Annotated in this window: 15 protein-coding genes and 1 pseudogene; 10 read left to right on the top strand and 6 right to left on the bottom strand. The window is 41.7% G+C overall.

Features of this window, described 5'->3' with window-relative positions:
* Positions 1-69 precede the first annotated feature (69 nt).
* Complete coding sequence (radC, locus tag BCU84_RS04130; protein WP_102526833.1) at positions 70-747, bottom strand: DNA repair protein RadC; 678 nt, start codon at positions 745-747, stop codon at positions 70-72.
* Between the two features lie 182 nt (positions 748-929).
* Between radC and coaBC the strand changes: the two genes are divergently transcribed.
* The 6 genes from coaBC to folE all read left to right on the top strand — a co-directional run bounded on the left by coaBC (position 930) and on the right by folE (position 6,958).
* Positions 930-2,123, top strand: a complete 1,194-nt coding sequence (gene coaBC / locus BCU84_RS04125; protein WP_102526832.1) for a bifunctional phosphopantothenoylcysteine decarboxylase/phosphopantothenate--cysteine ligase CoaBC — start codon at positions 930-932, stop codon at positions 2,121-2,123.
* The gene (dut, locus tag BCU84_RS04120) at positions 2,120-2,578 is read left to right on the top strand and encodes a dUTP diphosphatase (protein WP_102526831.1); all 459 of its coding nucleotides are present in this window, start codon (positions 2,120-2,122) and stop codon (positions 2,576-2,578) included. The genes coaBC and dut overlap by 4 nt, the downstream gene beginning before the upstream one ends.
* Before the next feature lie 34 nt (positions 2,579-2,612).
* Positions 2,613-3,206, top strand: coding sequence for a nucleoid occlusion factor SlmA (slmA, locus tag BCU84_RS04115; RefSeq protein ID WP_102526830.1), 594 nt, complete (start codon positions 2,613-2,615; stop codon positions 3,204-3,206).
* A 93-nt stretch (positions 3,207-3,299) separates the two neighbouring features.
* On the top strand, positions 3,300-4,085 hold the full coding sequence (locus BCU84_RS04110) for a tetratricopeptide repeat protein (RefSeq protein WP_102526829.1): 786 nt from the start codon (positions 3,300-3,302) through the stop codon (positions 4,083-4,085).
* Between the two features lie 100 nt (positions 4,086-4,185).
* Positions 4,186-6,111, top strand: a complete 1,926-nt coding sequence (locus BCU84_RS04105; protein WP_102526828.1) for a prolyl oligopeptidase family serine peptidase — start codon at positions 4,186-4,188, stop codon at positions 6,109-6,111.
* A 193-nt stretch (positions 6,112-6,304) separates the two neighbouring features.
* Positions 6,305-6,958: a GTP cyclohydrolase I FolE gene (folE, locus tag BCU84_RS04100; protein WP_102526827.1), complete on the top strand. Its 654-nt coding sequence runs from the start codon at positions 6,305-6,307 to the stop codon at positions 6,956-6,958.
* 95 nt (positions 6,959-7,053) lie between these two features.
* Here the strand turns inward: folE and pyrE are convergent, their stop codons facing one another.
* A complete protein-coding gene (gene pyrE, locus BCU84_RS04095; protein ID WP_102526826.1) occupies positions 7,054-7,695 on the bottom strand; it encodes an orotate phosphoribosyltransferase in 642 nt (213 codons plus the stop codon).
* A 107-nt stretch (positions 7,696-7,802) separates the two neighbouring features.
* Positions 7,803-8,516 (bottom strand): ribonuclease PH, encoded by a 714-nt coding sequence (rph, locus tag BCU84_RS04090; RefSeq protein ID WP_102526825.1) that lies wholly within the window; start codon positions 8,514-8,516, stop codon positions 7,803-7,805.
* 238 nt (positions 8,517-8,754) lie between these two features.
* Between rph and BCU84_RS04085 the strand changes: the two genes are divergently transcribed.
* Positions 8,755-9,750 (top strand): 2-dehydropantoate 2-reductase, encoded by a 996-nt coding sequence (locus BCU84_RS04085; protein WP_102526824.1) that lies wholly within the window; start codon positions 8,755-8,757, stop codon positions 9,748-9,750.
* A 178-nt stretch (positions 9,751-9,928) separates the two neighbouring features.
* Here BCU84_RS04085 and lgt read toward each other — a convergent pair whose 3' ends face one another.
* Positions 9,929-10,711 carry a prolipoprotein diacylglyceryl transferase gene (gene lgt, locus BCU84_RS04080; protein ID WP_102526823.1) on the bottom strand — a complete coding sequence of 261 codons (783 nt, stop codon included), beginning with the start codon at positions 10,709-10,711 and terminating at the stop codon, positions 9,929-9,931.
* A gap of 477 nt (positions 10,712-11,188) precedes the next feature.
* Between lgt and BCU84_RS04075 the strand changes: the two genes are divergently transcribed.
* The 3 genes and pseudogenes from BCU84_RS04075 to BCU84_RS04065 all read left to right on the top strand — a co-directional run bounded on the left by BCU84_RS04075 (position 11,189) and on the right by BCU84_RS04065 (position 13,933).
* Positions 11,189-12,052, top strand: coding sequence for a YicC/YloC family endoribonuclease (locus tag BCU84_RS04075; protein ID WP_102526822.1), 864 nt, complete (start codon positions 11,189-11,191; stop codon positions 12,050-12,052).
* Between the two features lie 344 nt (positions 12,053-12,396).
* Positions 12,397-12,639, top strand: a complete 243-nt coding sequence (locus tag BCU84_RS04070) for a helix-turn-helix transcriptional regulator (protein ID WP_102526821.1) — start codon at positions 12,397-12,399, stop codon at positions 12,637-12,639.
* Positions 12,626-13,933 (top strand): annotated as a pseudogene (locus BCU84_RS04065) (HipA domain-containing protein). The gene BCU84_RS04070 and the pseudogene BCU84_RS04065 overlap by 14 nt, the downstream one beginning before the upstream one ends.
* Positions 13,934-13,975: 42 nt before the next feature.
* Here the strand turns inward: BCU84_RS04065 and BCU84_RS04060 are convergent.
* A complete protein-coding gene (locus BCU84_RS04060) occupies positions 13,976-15,223 on the bottom strand; it encodes a HipA domain-containing protein (RefSeq protein ID WP_102526820.1) in 1,248 nt (415 codons plus the stop codon).
* Between the two features lie 12 nt (positions 15,224-15,235).
* Positions 15,236-15,556, bottom strand: coding sequence for a helix-turn-helix transcriptional regulator (locus tag BCU84_RS04055; RefSeq protein WP_102526819.1), 321 nt, complete (start codon positions 15,554-15,556; stop codon positions 15,236-15,238).
* Positions 15,557-15,647: the final 91 nt, after the last annotated feature.

The following is a 15,647-nucleotide window of genomic DNA, read 5'->3' as shown; positions in this document are numbered from 1 at the left end:
GTGGCCGTCGCCCGAGGCACAAAGAGGGCGCATTTTATACACGATAACAAAACTAAGATCAAGCATTGTTTATAATATCCACCCGCGTTCAGCGAAGGATACTATCTCTTGATCGCCTACAACCATATGATCTAATAGAGAAACATCGATAGTTGAGAGGGCTTTTTTTAATCTGTCAGTAATTTGCCGATCTGCCTGACTTGGCTCTGCAATGCCAGACGGGTGATTGTGACACACTATGACTGCCGCAGCCTTTTTCTCCAGCACTAAGCTCACCACTTCACGTGGATAAACTGATGCCGAATTAATCGTTCCGCGGAATAATTCTACGAACTGAATCACTCTATGTTGGCTATCCAACAATAATAATGCGAACACTTCATAGGATCGGTCTGCTAATTGTCTCATTAAATAGTCCCGAGTTAAATCAGGATTTATTAAAATTTGCCCTCGATGCATATTTTCTTCAAAAATTCGCTTCGAAATCTCGGATGCAGCCTGTAATTGAGCATATTTAACTGGACCAATACCCGCCAATTTGCACACTTGTGATTTTGGCGCTGCAAATAATGGCCTTAATCCACCAAACTGGCTGATCATCCCTCGGGCCAAATCAACCGCATTATGTCCCGCTAACCCATTACGCAGTAATACCGCCAATAACTCTGCATCAGATAAATGCCCCGCACCGTGCTTTAATAGTTTATCTCTCGGTCCTTCTCCCTTTGGCCAATCTTTAATTGCCATAAACACTCCCTTGTTTATTGCTTCTATAATCTAGGTTAACGAGTTAACTCTTTTCTTTATGACCTTTTATGGCCACTTGCGACTAAAGAGTATGGTCTAAATTTTTAAATTCGGATCATCCCCCATTAATCGGATTGTGATATCGTAGCGGCAATAAAGTGAATAGCAGGATTAAGCACAACATGCTGACAAATAAAAATGTCCTATTAGGAATTGGTGGCGGTATTGCAGCGTACAAAAGCGCTGATTTAATTCGTCGTCTTAAAGAGCGCGGCGCTGATGTCCGTGTGGTCATGAGCCAAAGCGCAATGGAGTTTATTACTCCACTGACGATTCAAGCCTTGTCAGGCCATCCTGTAGCCTCTGATTTACTTGATCCAGCAGCTGAAGCAGCAATGGGGCACATTGAGCTAGCACGTTGGGCTGACGTCGTAATTGTCGCACCAGCAACCGCCAACCTCATTGCCCGCATTAATGCAGGCATGGCAGATGAGCTGTTAACCACAACCTGCTTAGCCACTGAAGCACCTGTAATTGTATGCCCTGCGATGAATCAACAGATGTATCGTAATCAAGCCACTCAAGAGAACCTGGCCAATATTGCCCGCAAAGGAATCACAGTTTGGGGCCCAGCAAGTGGCGATCAAGCTTGTGGTGAAGTCGGCCCTGGCCGTATGCAAGAACCACTAGCGATTGCTGAACAATTAGTGCAATTTTTTGGCCCTAAACCACTCACAGGTCATAAACTACTATTAACTGCAGGCCCAACACGCGAACCTATTGATCCAGTGCGATACATATCGAATCACAGCTCTGGCAAAATGGGCTTCGCATTAGCCACTGCAGCCACCCAAATGGGCGCTGAAGTCACTTTAGTGACAGGACCGGTTAACTTAGCCACTCCGCTAGGTGTGACAAGAATTGATGTTGAGTCAGCACAAGATATGCTTGATGCCGTGATGGATAATGTCGATAACCAAGATATTTTTATCGGTTGCGCTGCAGTCGCAGATTATCGAATTGCAGAAGTGGCCGAGTCAAAAATTAAAAAGTCATCAGAGAATATGCAGCTTGCGCTTGTGCGCAACCCTGATATCTTAGCCAGCGTTTCCGCGCTGACTAAACGACCTTTTACTGTAGGTTTTGCAGCAGAGACCGATAACGTAGAAGAATATGCACGCGGAAAGCTTGAACGTAAAAAGTTGGACTTAATTGCCGCTAACGACGTATCAATAGCAGGTCTTGGATTTAATGCCGACGCCAATGCATTACATGTTTTTTGGCAAGACGGTAGTCAACAACTGCCTGCAACCGATAAACTGACGTTGGCAAAACAATTACTTACTCTGATAGCGACAAAAATAAAAACATCATGAAAACACCTGTAGAACTCAAATTACTCGACTCACGCATCGGCAGTGAGTTCCCATTACCAAGCTATGCCACACCGGGCAGCGCTGGCATGGACCTACGCGCCATGATTGATACCACCATGGTGATTGAGCCTGGTAAGACAGTATTAATCCCTACAGGGGTTGCAGTGCACGTGGCAGATCCAAGCTTAGCGGCTGTCATTTTACCTCGCTCAGGGTTAGGCCATAAGCACGGCATCGTGTTAGGTAACTTAGTCGGCTTAATTGATTCAGATTACCAAGGCCCATTAATGGTTTCTTGCTGGAACCGCAGTGATAAGCCATTTACCTTAGAAATCGGAGACCGATTAGCACAGCTCGTTTTTGTCCCCGTAGTACAAGCACAATTTACCTTAGTCGATGAGTTTGATACCTCAGATCGTGGTGAAGGTGGATTTGGTCACTCAGGTACCAAGTAACCTTTACAAGTAGTCACAAGCCTAGGAATAACAAATGGCGGCTAGCCCAAAAATAAATCGTCGTGAGCACATTTTACAATGTCTTGCGCACATGCTGGAAACCAGCCCTGGCCAACGGATAACCACAGCTAAATTAGCCGCGGAAGTTGGTGTTTCTGAAGCGGCGCTTTATCGCCACTTTCCAAGTAAAGCAAGAATGTTTGAAGGTCTAATAGAATTCATCGAAGATGCAATTTTGTCTCGACTTAATATCATCATGGATGAAGAAAAAGACACCATGAAACGCTGTGAGTTAGTCCTGCAGTTACTGTTGGTTTTTTCAGAACGTAACCCGGGTATTTCACGGGTACTGAATGGCGATGCGCTATTAGGTGAAAATGAACGTTTACGTAGCCGTGTCAGCGGGTTATTTGCCAAAATTGAAACTCAAATCAAGCAAATATTACGTGAGAAAACACTACGCGAAGGTCATGGTTTTAACTTAGACGAAGCCATTTTAGCCAATCTACTTTTAGCTATCGCAGAAGGCAGAATCGCTCAGTTCGTGCGCAGTGAGTTTAAGCAAAAGCCGACAGAACACTTCGATGAACAGTGGCAGTTTGTGCAGCAACAATTATTACGTAGCTAGCACAATATACAAAGCAAGCTATTATATAGTTAAAACCAATTAGCGTATCTTGAAGGTGCGCTTTTTTTTATCTTAAATATTCAAAGGACTGAAATGAAAAATTTAACGCTCGGTTTATTGCTACTAATGTTTTCAACATTTCCAGCACAATCAATGATTCAGACTACCTCTAAAAGTTTGGTCAACACTTGCGAAACAAAAGAATGTCATAATTACTTTGTTAAATACAAAAATTTCTCAAAGCAAGGATATGTAGGGGCCATGTATGTGTTAGCCGAATTTTATTACCAAGGATACGGAACGCCACAAAATACCGAAAGAGCTTTAAAATGGTATAGGAAAGCATCTAAATTCAACTCTGCTCATGCGCAATTCAAAGCCGGTGTCATTTACTTAAAAGAAGGTGAGTTTCAAGATATTGAACGTGGTATTAAATACCTTAAACAAGCTAGCAAAAATGACTTTAATGCAGCCAATCACCTCCTTGGGTTGGTATATCTTGAAGGTAAATTAGTTGATAAAGATATCGACAAAGCACAATCTTACTTAACTTTCTCATACGACAACAAATACCCTGATACAGTGAAGTTTATTGCCATCAATAAAGATGATACCAATTTTGCCCAAATTTTCGAGTCTGCGCCGTTAAGGCTTCAAGAGATACAGGTGCCGAAAAATGAGATGGAAACAATCAATGTAACAGCACCAAAACTCACTGAGGTCTTTGAGCTACAAATTTCAATTTTTAACTCTACATATCCAAATGGGAGAAGAGGGACTGGAACCAATATACCCGGTAGAACTTGTGAAGAAATGATCTCTTGTGGTGTAGAAGCCAGTCGAGAAAGAATACGCGACTTCTTCTTAATGGGTTGGTAAAACAAGAATCCCTGAAATAAAACTTAAGTATTGCAAAATTCAATTATCAACTTAGAATGCGTTTTTATACATAACAAAAACGCAACATCAAGGAAGATTTATGAGGTTTGCAATTCTAAGTTTTGTATTGATTTTTTTCTTACAAATCAATACAACTTCTGCTGCTCCAAAAAATACAATCAAAGAATTCAGTGCATCTGCTGAGTTCACCGAGATCAAAATATCACCGGAAGGCGATTACCTATCAGGTGTCGTTATCGATAAAGAAAGCGATAAACGCACACTCATCATTGTTGAATTAGAAACTCTCAAACCGACTTACATTGTCAACTTCAAAGGCAAGGGAGAAGTCGGCAACTACCACTGGGTTAATGCCGATCGTATTGTGGTTCAAAAAACGTATAAACGAGTCCGCTTTGAAACTTCTTCTTACCGCGGCGAAATGCTTGCCGTAAATGCCGATGGTAGTCGCTCGGAATATATTTTTGGGTATAAAGAAGGCTTAAGAGCATCGGGTTACGTACTCGATACATTACCTGAAGATAAAAAGAAAATTTTAGTCATGGTATATCCATGGACTGGCACTAATAATGCTGCAACATCAGTTTATGAAGTCAACGTCTATAACGGCAAACGCAAAAAGTTGACGGTTTCTCCTATCAGTAATGCAAACTTTCTTGCCGATCACGATAAAAATATTCGATTTAGTTATGCGAGCGATCGTAAAAATAATCATCTAGTTTACTATTTCGATGAAAAATTAGATAAATGGGTTTCTGCAGCAAGTTTCATTGAAGGGCTGGAAGAGTTTTACCCACTTGCATTTTCTGAGGACGGAAATTCTATTTATGCTTCAGCGATTGAAAATAAGCAAACAAGAGCGATTTATCAAATCAAGTTACCTTCTGGCGAGCGTGAAAAGATAATTCAACACCCGGTGGTAGATCCATCCGAAATCTATATCGATGATCAAACAAAACTGCTTTATGCGGTTGAGTTTGAAAATGGTTACCCAGAATATGAGTTTTTGGATAAAGATAGCTCAAAGGCTAAACAGTTAAATCAATTAATGATGGCTATACCTGATCATCGTGTTCGTATTGTAAGTGAAACACTTAATGGCGAAAAAATGGTTGTTCTCGCCATGAATGATAAAAACCCAGGTGACTATTACCTTTTTGATACTAAGAATAAGAAAATAAAATATCTATTTTCTGAAAAAAGTTGGTTAGACCCAAGCCATATGTCTGAGGTAAAACCTATTGAATTTACTAATCGCTATGGCGCTAAAATTCACGGTTACTTAACTCTCCCTAAAGGTATTGAACACAAGAACATGCCATTTGTAGTTAACCCTCATGGCGGACCTCACGGACCTAGAGATTACTGGGCGTTCAACTCAGAGAATCAACTGCTAGCACAAAATGGAATCGCTGTTTTACAAGTTAACTTTACAGGCTCTGGTGGCTACGGAAAGCAATTTGAAGAAAATGGATACCGAGCATGGGGAACAAAAATTCAATACGACATCATTGACGGAACCAAGTTCATCATTGAGCAAGGCTTAGCAGACAAAGAAAGAATATGTATTTCGGGTGGTAGCTTTGGTGGGTACTCATCACTTATGGCACCAACAATCGAACCCGATATGTATAAGTGTGCGATCGGTACAGCTGGTGTATACGATCTAGAAGAACTGTTTGATAACGGTGACATTCCAGAATCTTATTCAGGCGGAGCTTTTTTAGATACTGTCTTAGGTGATGATAAAGCAAAGCTTAAAGCTATGTCACCAAGCCATAACGTTGATAAATTGAAAGCCAATATTTTATTACTACATGGCGAAGAAGACGTTCGTGCGTCAATGGAACAATTTGAAGCGATGACAGATGCTTTAGATAAAGCCAACTATCCATACCAGCAGCATGTGTGGGATAAAGCAGGTCATGGATTTTATGTCCCAGAAAGCCGGGAAGAATACTTTCAATTATCACTTAAGTTTTTAAAAGATAATTTAAAATTATAATCATCCTCTAACACCAAAGCCGATACTTGACTAAAAAGGTCGGCTTTTTTTATTTCAATAATATTAATTTGACTCAAATCACGTTATTATCCCCGTCCCTTATGCTTACTGGGCTATTTGCTCTAACTCAGCACTAAGACGATTTATAACATACACTCAGTAATAAGTTTGACCATTGTGGTTGGAGGATAAGATGGCATTAAGTGACGCAGCAATAAAAGTTAAAGCAGCACTAACTGAGCAAGGGCTTGAAACCCCGATGCTGCCGCAAACTCATACTCCTGAAGTGCGTAAAGAGAAAATTGAGCATCACATGAAAGAAGTGCTAACCCTAATGGCGTTAGACTTATCAGATGACAGCTTAATGGACACACCACGTCGAATCGCAAAGATGTATGTTGATGAGATATTCTCTGGTCTTGATTATCAAAACTTCCCTAAAATCACCGTCATCGATAACAAGATGGGCGTTGATGAAATGGTGCGAGTACAAGATATTAGCCTCACCAGCACCTGTGAACACCATTTAGTAACCATTGATGGTTACGCTACTGTCGCTTATTTGCCACGTACCAAAATTATTGGCCTGTCGAAGATTAACCGCATTGTGCGCTTCTTTGCCCAGCGCCCACAAGTGCAAGAAAGGCTGACTCAGCAAGTGCTGGTTGCCCTGCAAACCTTGCTTGAAACCAAAGATGTGGCAGTAAAAATGGATGCTGTACATTACTGCGTTAAATCTCGCGGTGTGATGGACTCCACCAGCTCAACCACCACCACTGCATTAGGCGGGATTTTTAAATCTAACCCTGCTACCCGCGCTGAGTTTTTACACCAATCTAAGTGCTAATTTACTCGGTATAAATGGGCAGCATTGCCAAACGACAGAATCAAAAAAGCCAGTCATATGACTGGCTTTTGCTTTTAGCTTATAGTGAAGACGGATTAAATACCGTATTGCTCGCGGTAAGCACTCACTGACGCTAGCTCTTTTTCCATACCTGGTTTTTCAGATAAGTAGCTAATCAAGTCAGACAGCTTAACGATAGATACGATGTCACAGCCAAAGTCGCGCTCAACTTCTTGAATCGCTGACAACTCGCCTTTACCTTTTTCTTGTCTATCAAGCGCAATTAACACACCCGCTAAGCTGGCATCGTGTGCAGCAATGATTTCCATCGACTCACGGATAGCTGTACCTGCGGTGATCACATCATCCACTAACATGATTTTACCCGCTAGCTCGCTACCCACTAATGAACCGCCTTCGCCATGGGTTTTCGCTTCTTTACGGTTAAAGCAGTAAGGCACATCCACATCGTGATGATCACATAAAGCCACAACGGTAGTTGTCGCAATCGGGATACCTTTATAAGCAGGACCAAACACTAAATCGTAGTCGATACCAGAATCAACCAATGCAGCAGCATAAAAACGACCTAAACGCGCTAAATCACGACCCGTGTTAAATAAACCCGCATTGAAAAAGTAAGGGCTAGTACGGCCTGATTTTAAGGTGAACTCACCAAAGCGTAATACCTGACGCTCAAGAGCGAATTCAATAAACTCACGTTGATATGCTTTCACATTATCTCCTTAACACTGTTATCTATTTTTTATTTAATGATGATTAAGCCTAAATAAAGCTTAAAAAAAGGGGCTCTTATTAACAGAGCCCCTTAATCAAATACGTTTTAGCTTAATGCCGCTTTTTGCGTATCGACAATTTCGCGAATGCCGTGCTTCGCAAGCTCAAGCAAGTTTAATAACTCTTCATGGCTGAATGGCTCACCTTCGGCAGTGCCTTGGATTTCAATCATCTTGCCAGTTTCAGTCATCACAACGTTCATGTCTGTTTCAGCAGCGCTATCTTCGATGTATTCTAAATCGCAGATTGGCTCACCTTTGTAAATACCCACACTTACAGCAGCAATTAAGAACTTAAGCGGGTTAGTTTTTAAAATGCCTTTACCACGCGCCCAGTTTAATGCATCGACTAATGCAACACAGGCACCAGTAATCGCAGCAGTACGTGTACCACCATCAGCTTGAATCACATCACAATCGATAACGATAGTGTTTTCACCTAAGGCTTTCATGTCTACAGCAGCACGTAATGAACGGCCGATTAAGCGTTGGATTTCTTGAGTACGACCAGACTGTTTGCCACGAGCCGCCTCACGTTGCATACGACTATGAGTAGAACGAGGAAGCATACCGTACTCAGCAGTCACCCAACCTTGACCTTGGCCTTTAAGAAAACGCGGTACGCCTTCTTCAAAGCTTGCAGTACATAACACTTTAGTGTCACCAAACTCGACCAACACCGAACCTTCAGCGTGAGCTGTAAATTGACGAGTAATCGTAACTGGACGAGATTGTGCAGGTGTTCTGTCGCTTGGACGCATATGCATTTCCTATTGTGTGGGATCAGTGACTAAATTGGGTTTTAAGCTGAAATTGGCTGTAAATTATCGTTCAATCGACGTCTCAATCAAAACAAAACCAGCAATCAACGCTCATAATTGAACAGCATTATAGTGACTTGTTAGCCTTGATGCCACGTCAAACAAAACCCTTATTGGATTTTTATTAACAAAACGGCACACTGGTAGGCGGAATGTGACTCATGCTTTAAGGGAAATGATGAAAATAGCCATCTTTGGTGCAGGTTCAACAGGATGTTACTTAGCCGGCGAATTACTCATGGCTAAACTCGATGTCAGCTTAATTTGTCGCGAGCGGATTAAACGCAGCATTGCCGACAATCAAGGCATCACGCTCACAAGCTACCAAGGCTTACATCAAAAAGTCATGCCGAACGCACTGTTTACCGAAGTTGAAGCAGACACACCCAAATTCGATTTGATTTTTGTCACCTTAAAATGTCATCAAGTTCGCGAGATTAGTGAGCAACTACTGCTGTTATCCCACCAGCAAAGCACCATAGTATTAATGCAAAACGGCTTAGGCAGTTTAGATGAAGTTAAGCAAGCACTCGCTAACATCTCATCGCAGCCAAGACTGCTGATACAAGGCATAACCCCGTTTAATGTCCTGCAAAAACAGCAAGCGACATTTCATAAGGGCACTGAAGGCGAATTCATTTTTGCCAACACGCCCCATACGCAAACTGTTCAACAAGCAATGCAATCCGCAGGACTAACATGCACACTAGTTGATGACATGGCGCCAATCATTTACGGCAAACTACTGCTTAACCTCAATAATGCGCTCAATGCCATCACCGATGTACCCATTAAGCAGCAACTGAGTCAAAAACAAACTCGTAAACTATTAAGCCTTGCGATGAAAGAATGGTTAGCAGTGTGTCAAAAAGCACGTTTACCGCTAGCGCAATTTACCAAAGTAAAACCTCAATGGTTGCCACTGATATTATCGCTGCCTGATGGTTTATTTACTTTACTGGCAAAGCAGATGCTCGATATCGATCCTCAAGCGCGTTCATCCATGTGGGAAGATATTCAAGCTAAACGTAAAACCGAAATAGACTACCTCAACCAAGCAGTTGTTGAATTAGGTAAGCAATATCAAGTCAACACGCCCGTTAACGCGGCTATTTGTGCCGGTATCAAAAAACTCGAACAAGGTATACCAGTCAATATCACAGAGCTTTTATAACACCCCTATAGCGAGCTTTTTTAATGAGCTTTCTCTAAAAGCATTTATAAAAATGCTATTTGATGAACCCTCAGCATCAAAACCTAATAGCAGAATAATAAAAAGGCCGATACTCACTAAGAGCATCGGCCTTTTTATCTATTAGCCCAATAAAGCGCTAACTCAAACTAATTAGCATTTACTTGTTCTTTTTAAGCATAGGTAAAATCAGCAGCGCAATACCCACAACTAAAAACGGAATACTCAGTAACTGCCCTGCACTCATGGTCCACTCAGTGGCATAAGCTGCTTGCTTCACTTTGACCATTTCAATGGCCCAACGCGCACTGAATACGCTACATAAGAACAAGCCGAAAATAACGCCGTGCTTTTCTTTTAAATTAGTAAACTTATAAACCGCATATAAACTAATGAAAATAACCAAGTAGCTGATGGCTTCATAAAGCTGCGCAGGATGGCGCGGTAGTAAGTCCACTCGCTCAAAAATAATGCCCCAAGGTTTAGTGGTAGGCAGACCTAAAATCTCAGAGTTGGCAAAGTTAGCCATACGCACAAAGAAGCCAAATATCGCCGTCGCAATCGCCAACCTATCCAATAAGAATAAAAACGGCATATCGGTTTTACGCTTGTAATAATACAGCGCTAATATCGCCCCTAACCCGCCGCCATGACTGGCTAAGCCGCCTTCCCATATGGCTAAAATTTTCATCGGATTGGCAAAGTAATAACTCGGATCGTAAAAGAAACAATGGGCTAAACGCGCACCAACAATAATCCCCACCACACAATACATGAGTAGGTTATCTAGCGACTCAACATCCAAGCCTTCTTTTTTGTACATGCGCTTCATTACCTGAAAACCACTGGCAATTGCCAACGCAAATAACGCACCATACCAATGCACTTTTAGACCCATAAAAGAAATCAATACTGGGTCGAGGTTCCACACAAAATGGTCCACTTGCCTACTCCAAAATTTGAAAACATCTAAACCACAAGGTCTAAACGTGAATGTGCCATACTATAAACAATTCATCAGCTTAATTCGATGACAAAGCCTTGATAAGCGAAATTAACCCGCAACATCTCACGACACCCCACTATAGTCATCACTCACCAGCACTAAACTAGTACTAAAAAGCAAACGGTTAAAACGGCGCGATTAAACAAAAACAAACAGCTTAAAGATAACGCCCTAAGCTCAGACTCAGTTAACCCCTTTTAGTTTCATGCCGCACAGTACGATTAGCTAAGTACGATTAGCGAAGTACGATCAGCACTGTGCAATCTGCGAAGTACAATCAATAAACCCTAAAAGCGCATAAGCCTGTAAACAACCGCCCTCAACTCACACATAAGTTTTTGTAAGCTTTGACCTTAGCCCTCAGCAGACTATAATCGACACACTATATTGCTGCTAACTAATCAGGGTTCAACAATGATCCAAAGTATGACCGCCTACGCTCGCATTGAGCACAAAGCCGAATGGGGCACTGCCTCTTGGGAACTTCGCTCAGTTAATCAACGCTATTTAGAAACTTACCTGCGTTTACCAGAGCAAATGCGCAGCCTTGAGCCAGTATTACGTGATCGCCTACGTAAACGCTTAAATCGCGGTAAAGTTGAGGTCAACTTACGTTACGAACTCTCTGATTCAGGCAGCAGTGAAATGCGCCTAAACCAAGATTTAGCCAAGCAATTACTCAATGCTGCTGAATGGTTAAAAAAAGAAGCCAATCAAGGCGAGCTTAACTTAGCCGATATCCTGCGCTGGCCTGGTGTGATGGCGGGTGAAGAAAAAGACATGGGCGCAATCAACAAAGAATTATTGGTTGCATTTGACGGCGCAGTAGAGCAATTCATCGAAGCCCGTGGCCGTGAAGGCGAAGCGATTAACGTTATGCTTCAAACCCGTTTAGACCAAATCGTTGAGCAAGTAGCGATTGTACGTGGGCACATGCCTGCAGTAATGCAATGGCAACGTGACAAGCTCACTAACCGTTTAGCCGAAATCACCGGCGAACTTGATCCAGCACGTATGGAACAAGAAATGGTTTTGCTTGCACAAAAAATGGATGTCGCAGAAGAAATGGACCGCCTTGATGCACACGTTGCTGAAACGCGCTTAATCCTCAAAAAAGGTGGCGCACAAGGCCGCCGTTTAGACTTCATGATGCAAGAATTTAACCGCGAATCTAACACCCTAGCGTCTAAATCAATCAGCGCAGAAGTTACTGCAGCAGCGGTAGAGCTTAAAGTATTGATTGAGCAAATGAGAGAACAAATTCAGAACGTTGAATAAGGTTTTTACAGACGTTTTATAAAACTAAGCCCAGCGAATGCTGGGCTTTTTGTTTGCATTAATATCATTGAAAAATCTATATAAAAATAAGCGAATCTCGAACCATTAGCATTCAAGTTCAGCCCCTAACAACAAAGTAATGACTGACGGCTCTACCAATAGGTGTACCTTATTACTCTTTTAAAGCACATAACGGTACACACCCACTAAAAGTGTACAATAATACACCTTTTGATAATAACAACTTTCAATCAGTCAAATAGTGTAGCTTGTTACACCTTTAGCTTGATAAGTTATATTCAAAGCACTAAAGTAACCGTACGTACACTTTTTAGGATAATGAAATGGCCTCTCAACTCGACCCCAGCAGTTTAGGCGAACTCATCAAAGACTGCCGAAAAGCCTCAGGAATGAATCAGGAAATCGCAGCCTCATTCTGTGGTGTGACTAAAAAAACCTTAATTAGAGTCGAGAAAGGCGATGATGTGTACTTTTCAACAATAATCAAAATCCTCAATGGTCTTGGCATCAAACTAACCGTTAATACGCCTAATAACAAAGTTGGTGGCAGCAATGAATGGTTCTAATGTTCACACTCTAGAAATGCATTTTAGAGATAGGGTAATTGGTGCGATAAATTTTGATATAAACACTGAACAATTCTCTATCGAATACACTCAAGCTTGGCAAGAAGATGGGTTTCCAATTTCACCCAAACTACCGCTTGATGGCCAAGCTAGCAGTTCTCAAATTTCCATTTACTTAACTAATCTATTACCTGAAAATAAAGGACTTGATCACCTAATTGAAGCTCTCGGCATTGCCAGGAGTAATACATTTGCTCTGATCAAGGGTATTGGATTCGACACCTCTGGGGCAATATTGTATCTCCCAGTAGGCACTAAAGCACCAGCGACGTCTTTTACCCCAATTAGGAAAGCAGATCTTATCAAGCGCATCGAAGACCCTGAATATTGGCCAATGGAAGTCTGGGATGGAAAACCACGCCTTTCAGTAGCAGGGGTTCAATCAAAGTTAAACCTATTCCACATCGATACAGAATACGGTTTTGGCGAAGGAGATCTCTGTTCAACGCATATTATTAAATTTGAAAAGAACAGCCAGCAGCATCTAGTACTCAACGAATTTATGACCATGACACTGGCTAAACTTATAGGCATGCAGGTAGCCGAAGTTGAGATAATGCCAATAGGGAAGTACAAAGCATTATCTGTCACCCGCTTCGATCGCCTTTATGACGCTAAGCGTCACAGAGTAATGCGTCGCCATCAAATCGATGCGTGTCAGGCTTTAGGCTATTCTGTCGCAAGAAAATATGAACGACATCTGGGTAGTGGGCGTAACGTGCGAGATATTCGTGAAGGAGTGAGCCTTAAAAAACTATTTAGCATCGCTGAGCACTGCGCTAACCCAGCACAAGCCAAGTTTGACATGCTACGGTGGACAATCTTTAACTTGCTCGTATGCAATGCGGACTCACATGGTAAAAACTATTCATTCTATGTTACCCCTATAGGCCTTGAAGCGACGCCATGGTATGACCTTGTTAACGTGCAAATGTACCCAGACTTTGATCAAGAACTAGCAATGGCGATTGGAGATGAGTTTGAAGCTAACAAAATCCACGCCTATCAATTAATGACATTTGCAGAAGAATGTGGAATTAAACAAGCCATACTTGAATTAACCCTCAAGCAACTGGCAAAAGCAATCATCGATAATCTGGATAACGTGGCAAAACAAGCTGGGGAGCTTACGGAAGCAGAATCTGAGTATGCTGCTGCATATAAGTAGTCCATTAAAACTCGATGTGAGTACTACCTAACTCAAGCAGAAGAAATGAAACATATTGAGCTGTAGCAAAGTAACTACGTTAATACAGCCAACATAACGATAAAATAATTAAACCTCTGGAGCTAGGAAACAATCTTTCATTAAATCCCGCTCACCTCTTGTAATCCCCGCTTCGATTGCAAGTTCTTCCCACTTTGAAATGGCATTAGCTACCTTTTGATAAATTTCGTTAGCAGCTTTCGCCGTGAGCTGGAAGTACTCAGCAACCTCAAAGGCTAGATCAACCTCTAAGGCATTGTCTCTATCATCGATGTTTAGGTGTAAGCCTGTAGCATTCTGTGTTGGGTTAATGTCGTATGCTGGTGATAAACGCCACCCAGTAGTATCAAAGATAAAGCCGTGATTACGTAAGTGGTCATCACTATTGGAAACCATGATATTGAATAACATACGAGTCCAAAGCTGCTCTAAATCTTCCTTGGTGTTAGAGCCATTTAAGGTTAAAAACTCAGCTAACTCTAGGTAACTTGCCCCTTCATCATTACCGTCAAAATACTCTAACTGCGTCATGGCAGAAGTGAATTGAAGCCTTTTACCACCCTCTACACGATCAAACCGTTTAGTGAGAAAGATATGATGATCTGAGCCAATAGCTTGAACCTTACACTCAGACATATTGACCCCAGCATCAAGGGCCATTTTGTAAACGATATACTCCCATAGGCCAATATCATAATCATCATGCCGACTAGGAAACTTAGCCAGCCAAAGCGTACCATCAACATCTTTAACTGATGCCTTAGGTCTAGCTCCACCAAGTGATGACCCTGGCGATATGAGCATATTTAGCCATTTGAGATAGTCTGGATTATCAAAATCTGGTTTATCTTCAATTCCGTTGGCCGCTTGTTCAAGCTCTGGTAATGAGGTTATTGCAGGCGCAGATAAGTCTTCATTACTATCAAGAAAAATGCCACCTAACTCAGTGCAAAATCTTAAGGCGCCCATTCTGAAAGAGTCGTGCACTCCTAATAAATAGTCTGTTTCGTACAACTTTTTTGCTCTACGCCCTTCAGTACGAGCGATAACGGCTTCTCTACGTTGCATCAATAAGCGACCCCAACGATCAGGGCACGAATCTAGAAAGACTTTGAAGTTATTGTCATCAGCAGCGTGCTGCTCCCCAATATATAACTGAAGTGATGGATCAATTTGAAGAGCGTATTTAGATTCTAGCCAGCCTTGATCATACTTAAAACTGAAATGCTCTTTACCGCGGATCAGCGACGACCTTAATGTTCCTACAAACAGAGGTGTTCCGATATCAAGCCAATCAGCGTAGACAAAAATTTCCATTTTTCAAATGTCCTAATTTTTATTTAGCAATTCGATGTCCTGTAGTTTCCTACCAAGTTCATCATCAAGCGCGACCTTACCCAGATCTTCTAATAGACCAAGTACTGCAAGTACATTCACATAGTGGCCAATAGAGACAGAGGAGTCACCTTTAGTGATTTTTCGTAACGTCGGCTTAGAGATCCCAGTCCTGCTAAACATCATCTCTTGGCTGATCCCACGTCGCTTCATTGCCAGTGCGATATTTTCACCTAAGTTATGGAGTATTTTCATATTTCGTGGGAATACTCTTGCACCACGCTTAGGTGTTGCATCTTTATCCTTACTCATCATAATGAAACTATCCTTTCACTTTTAGCTATTAAGTGAAATTATAGTTTCACTTATAAGGTACAGTCAAAGTTTATTTGTAGGTATGTTTGTA

The organism is Shewanella sp. 10N.286.51.B7 (assembly GCF_002873615.1).
In the GTDB taxonomy this organism is placed as follows: domain Bacteria; phylum Pseudomonadota; class Gammaproteobacteria; order Enterobacterales; family Shewanellaceae; genus Shewanella; species Shewanella electrodiphila.
The sequence above is the reverse complement of the archived record's forward strand: the minus strand, read 5'-3'. Positions and strand labels throughout refer to the sequence as shown.

Bases quoted from the DNA above. Each gene is read 5' to 3' on its own strand.
- BCU84_RS04085 (WP_102526824.1), top strand. From the start codon at position 8,755: ATGAAAATAGCCATCTTTGGTGCAGGTTCAACAGGATGTTACTTAGCC.
- slmA (WP_102526830.1), top strand. From the start codon at position 2,613: ATGGCGGCTAGCCCAAAAATAAATCGTCGTGAGCACATTTTACAATGT.
- BCU84_RS04105 (WP_102526828.1), top strand. From the start codon at position 4,186: ATGAGGTTTGCAATTCTAAGTTTTGTATTGATTTTTTTCTTACAAATC.
- folE (WP_102526827.1), top strand. From the start codon at position 6,305: ATGGCATTAAGTGACGCAGCAATAAAAGTTAAAGCAGCACTAACTGAG.
- rph (WP_102526825.1), bottom strand. From the start codon at position 8,516: ATGCGTCCAAGCGACAGAACACCTGCACAATCTCGTCCAGTTACGATT.
- coaBC (WP_102526832.1), top strand. From the start codon at position 930: ATGCTGACAAATAAAAATGTCCTATTAGGAATTGGTGGCGGTATTGCA.
- BCU84_RS04110 (WP_102526829.1), top strand. From the start codon at position 3,300: ATGAAAAATTTAACGCTCGGTTTATTGCTACTAATGTTTTCAACATTT.
- BCU84_RS04075 (WP_102526822.1), top strand. From the start codon at position 11,189: ATGATCCAAAGTATGACCGCCTACGCTCGCATTGAGCACAAAGCCGAA.
- radC (WP_102526833.1), bottom strand. From the start codon at position 747: ATGGCAATTAAAGATTGGCCAAAGGGAGAAGGACCGAGAGATAAACTA.
- dut (WP_102526831.1), top strand. From the start codon at position 2,120: ATGAAAACACCTGTAGAACTCAAATTACTCGACTCACGCATCGGCAGT.
- BCU84_RS04060 (WP_102526820.1), bottom strand. From the start codon at position 15,223: ATGGAAATTTTTGTCTACGCTGATTGGCTTGATATCGGAACACCTCTG.
- BCU84_RS04070 (WP_102526821.1), top strand. From the start codon at position 12,397: ATGGCCTCTCAACTCGACCCCAGCAGTTTAGGCGAACTCATCAAAGAC.
- BCU84_RS04055 (WP_102526819.1), bottom strand. From the start codon at position 15,556: ATGATGAGTAAGGATAAAGATGCAACACCTAAGCGTGGTGCAAGAGTA.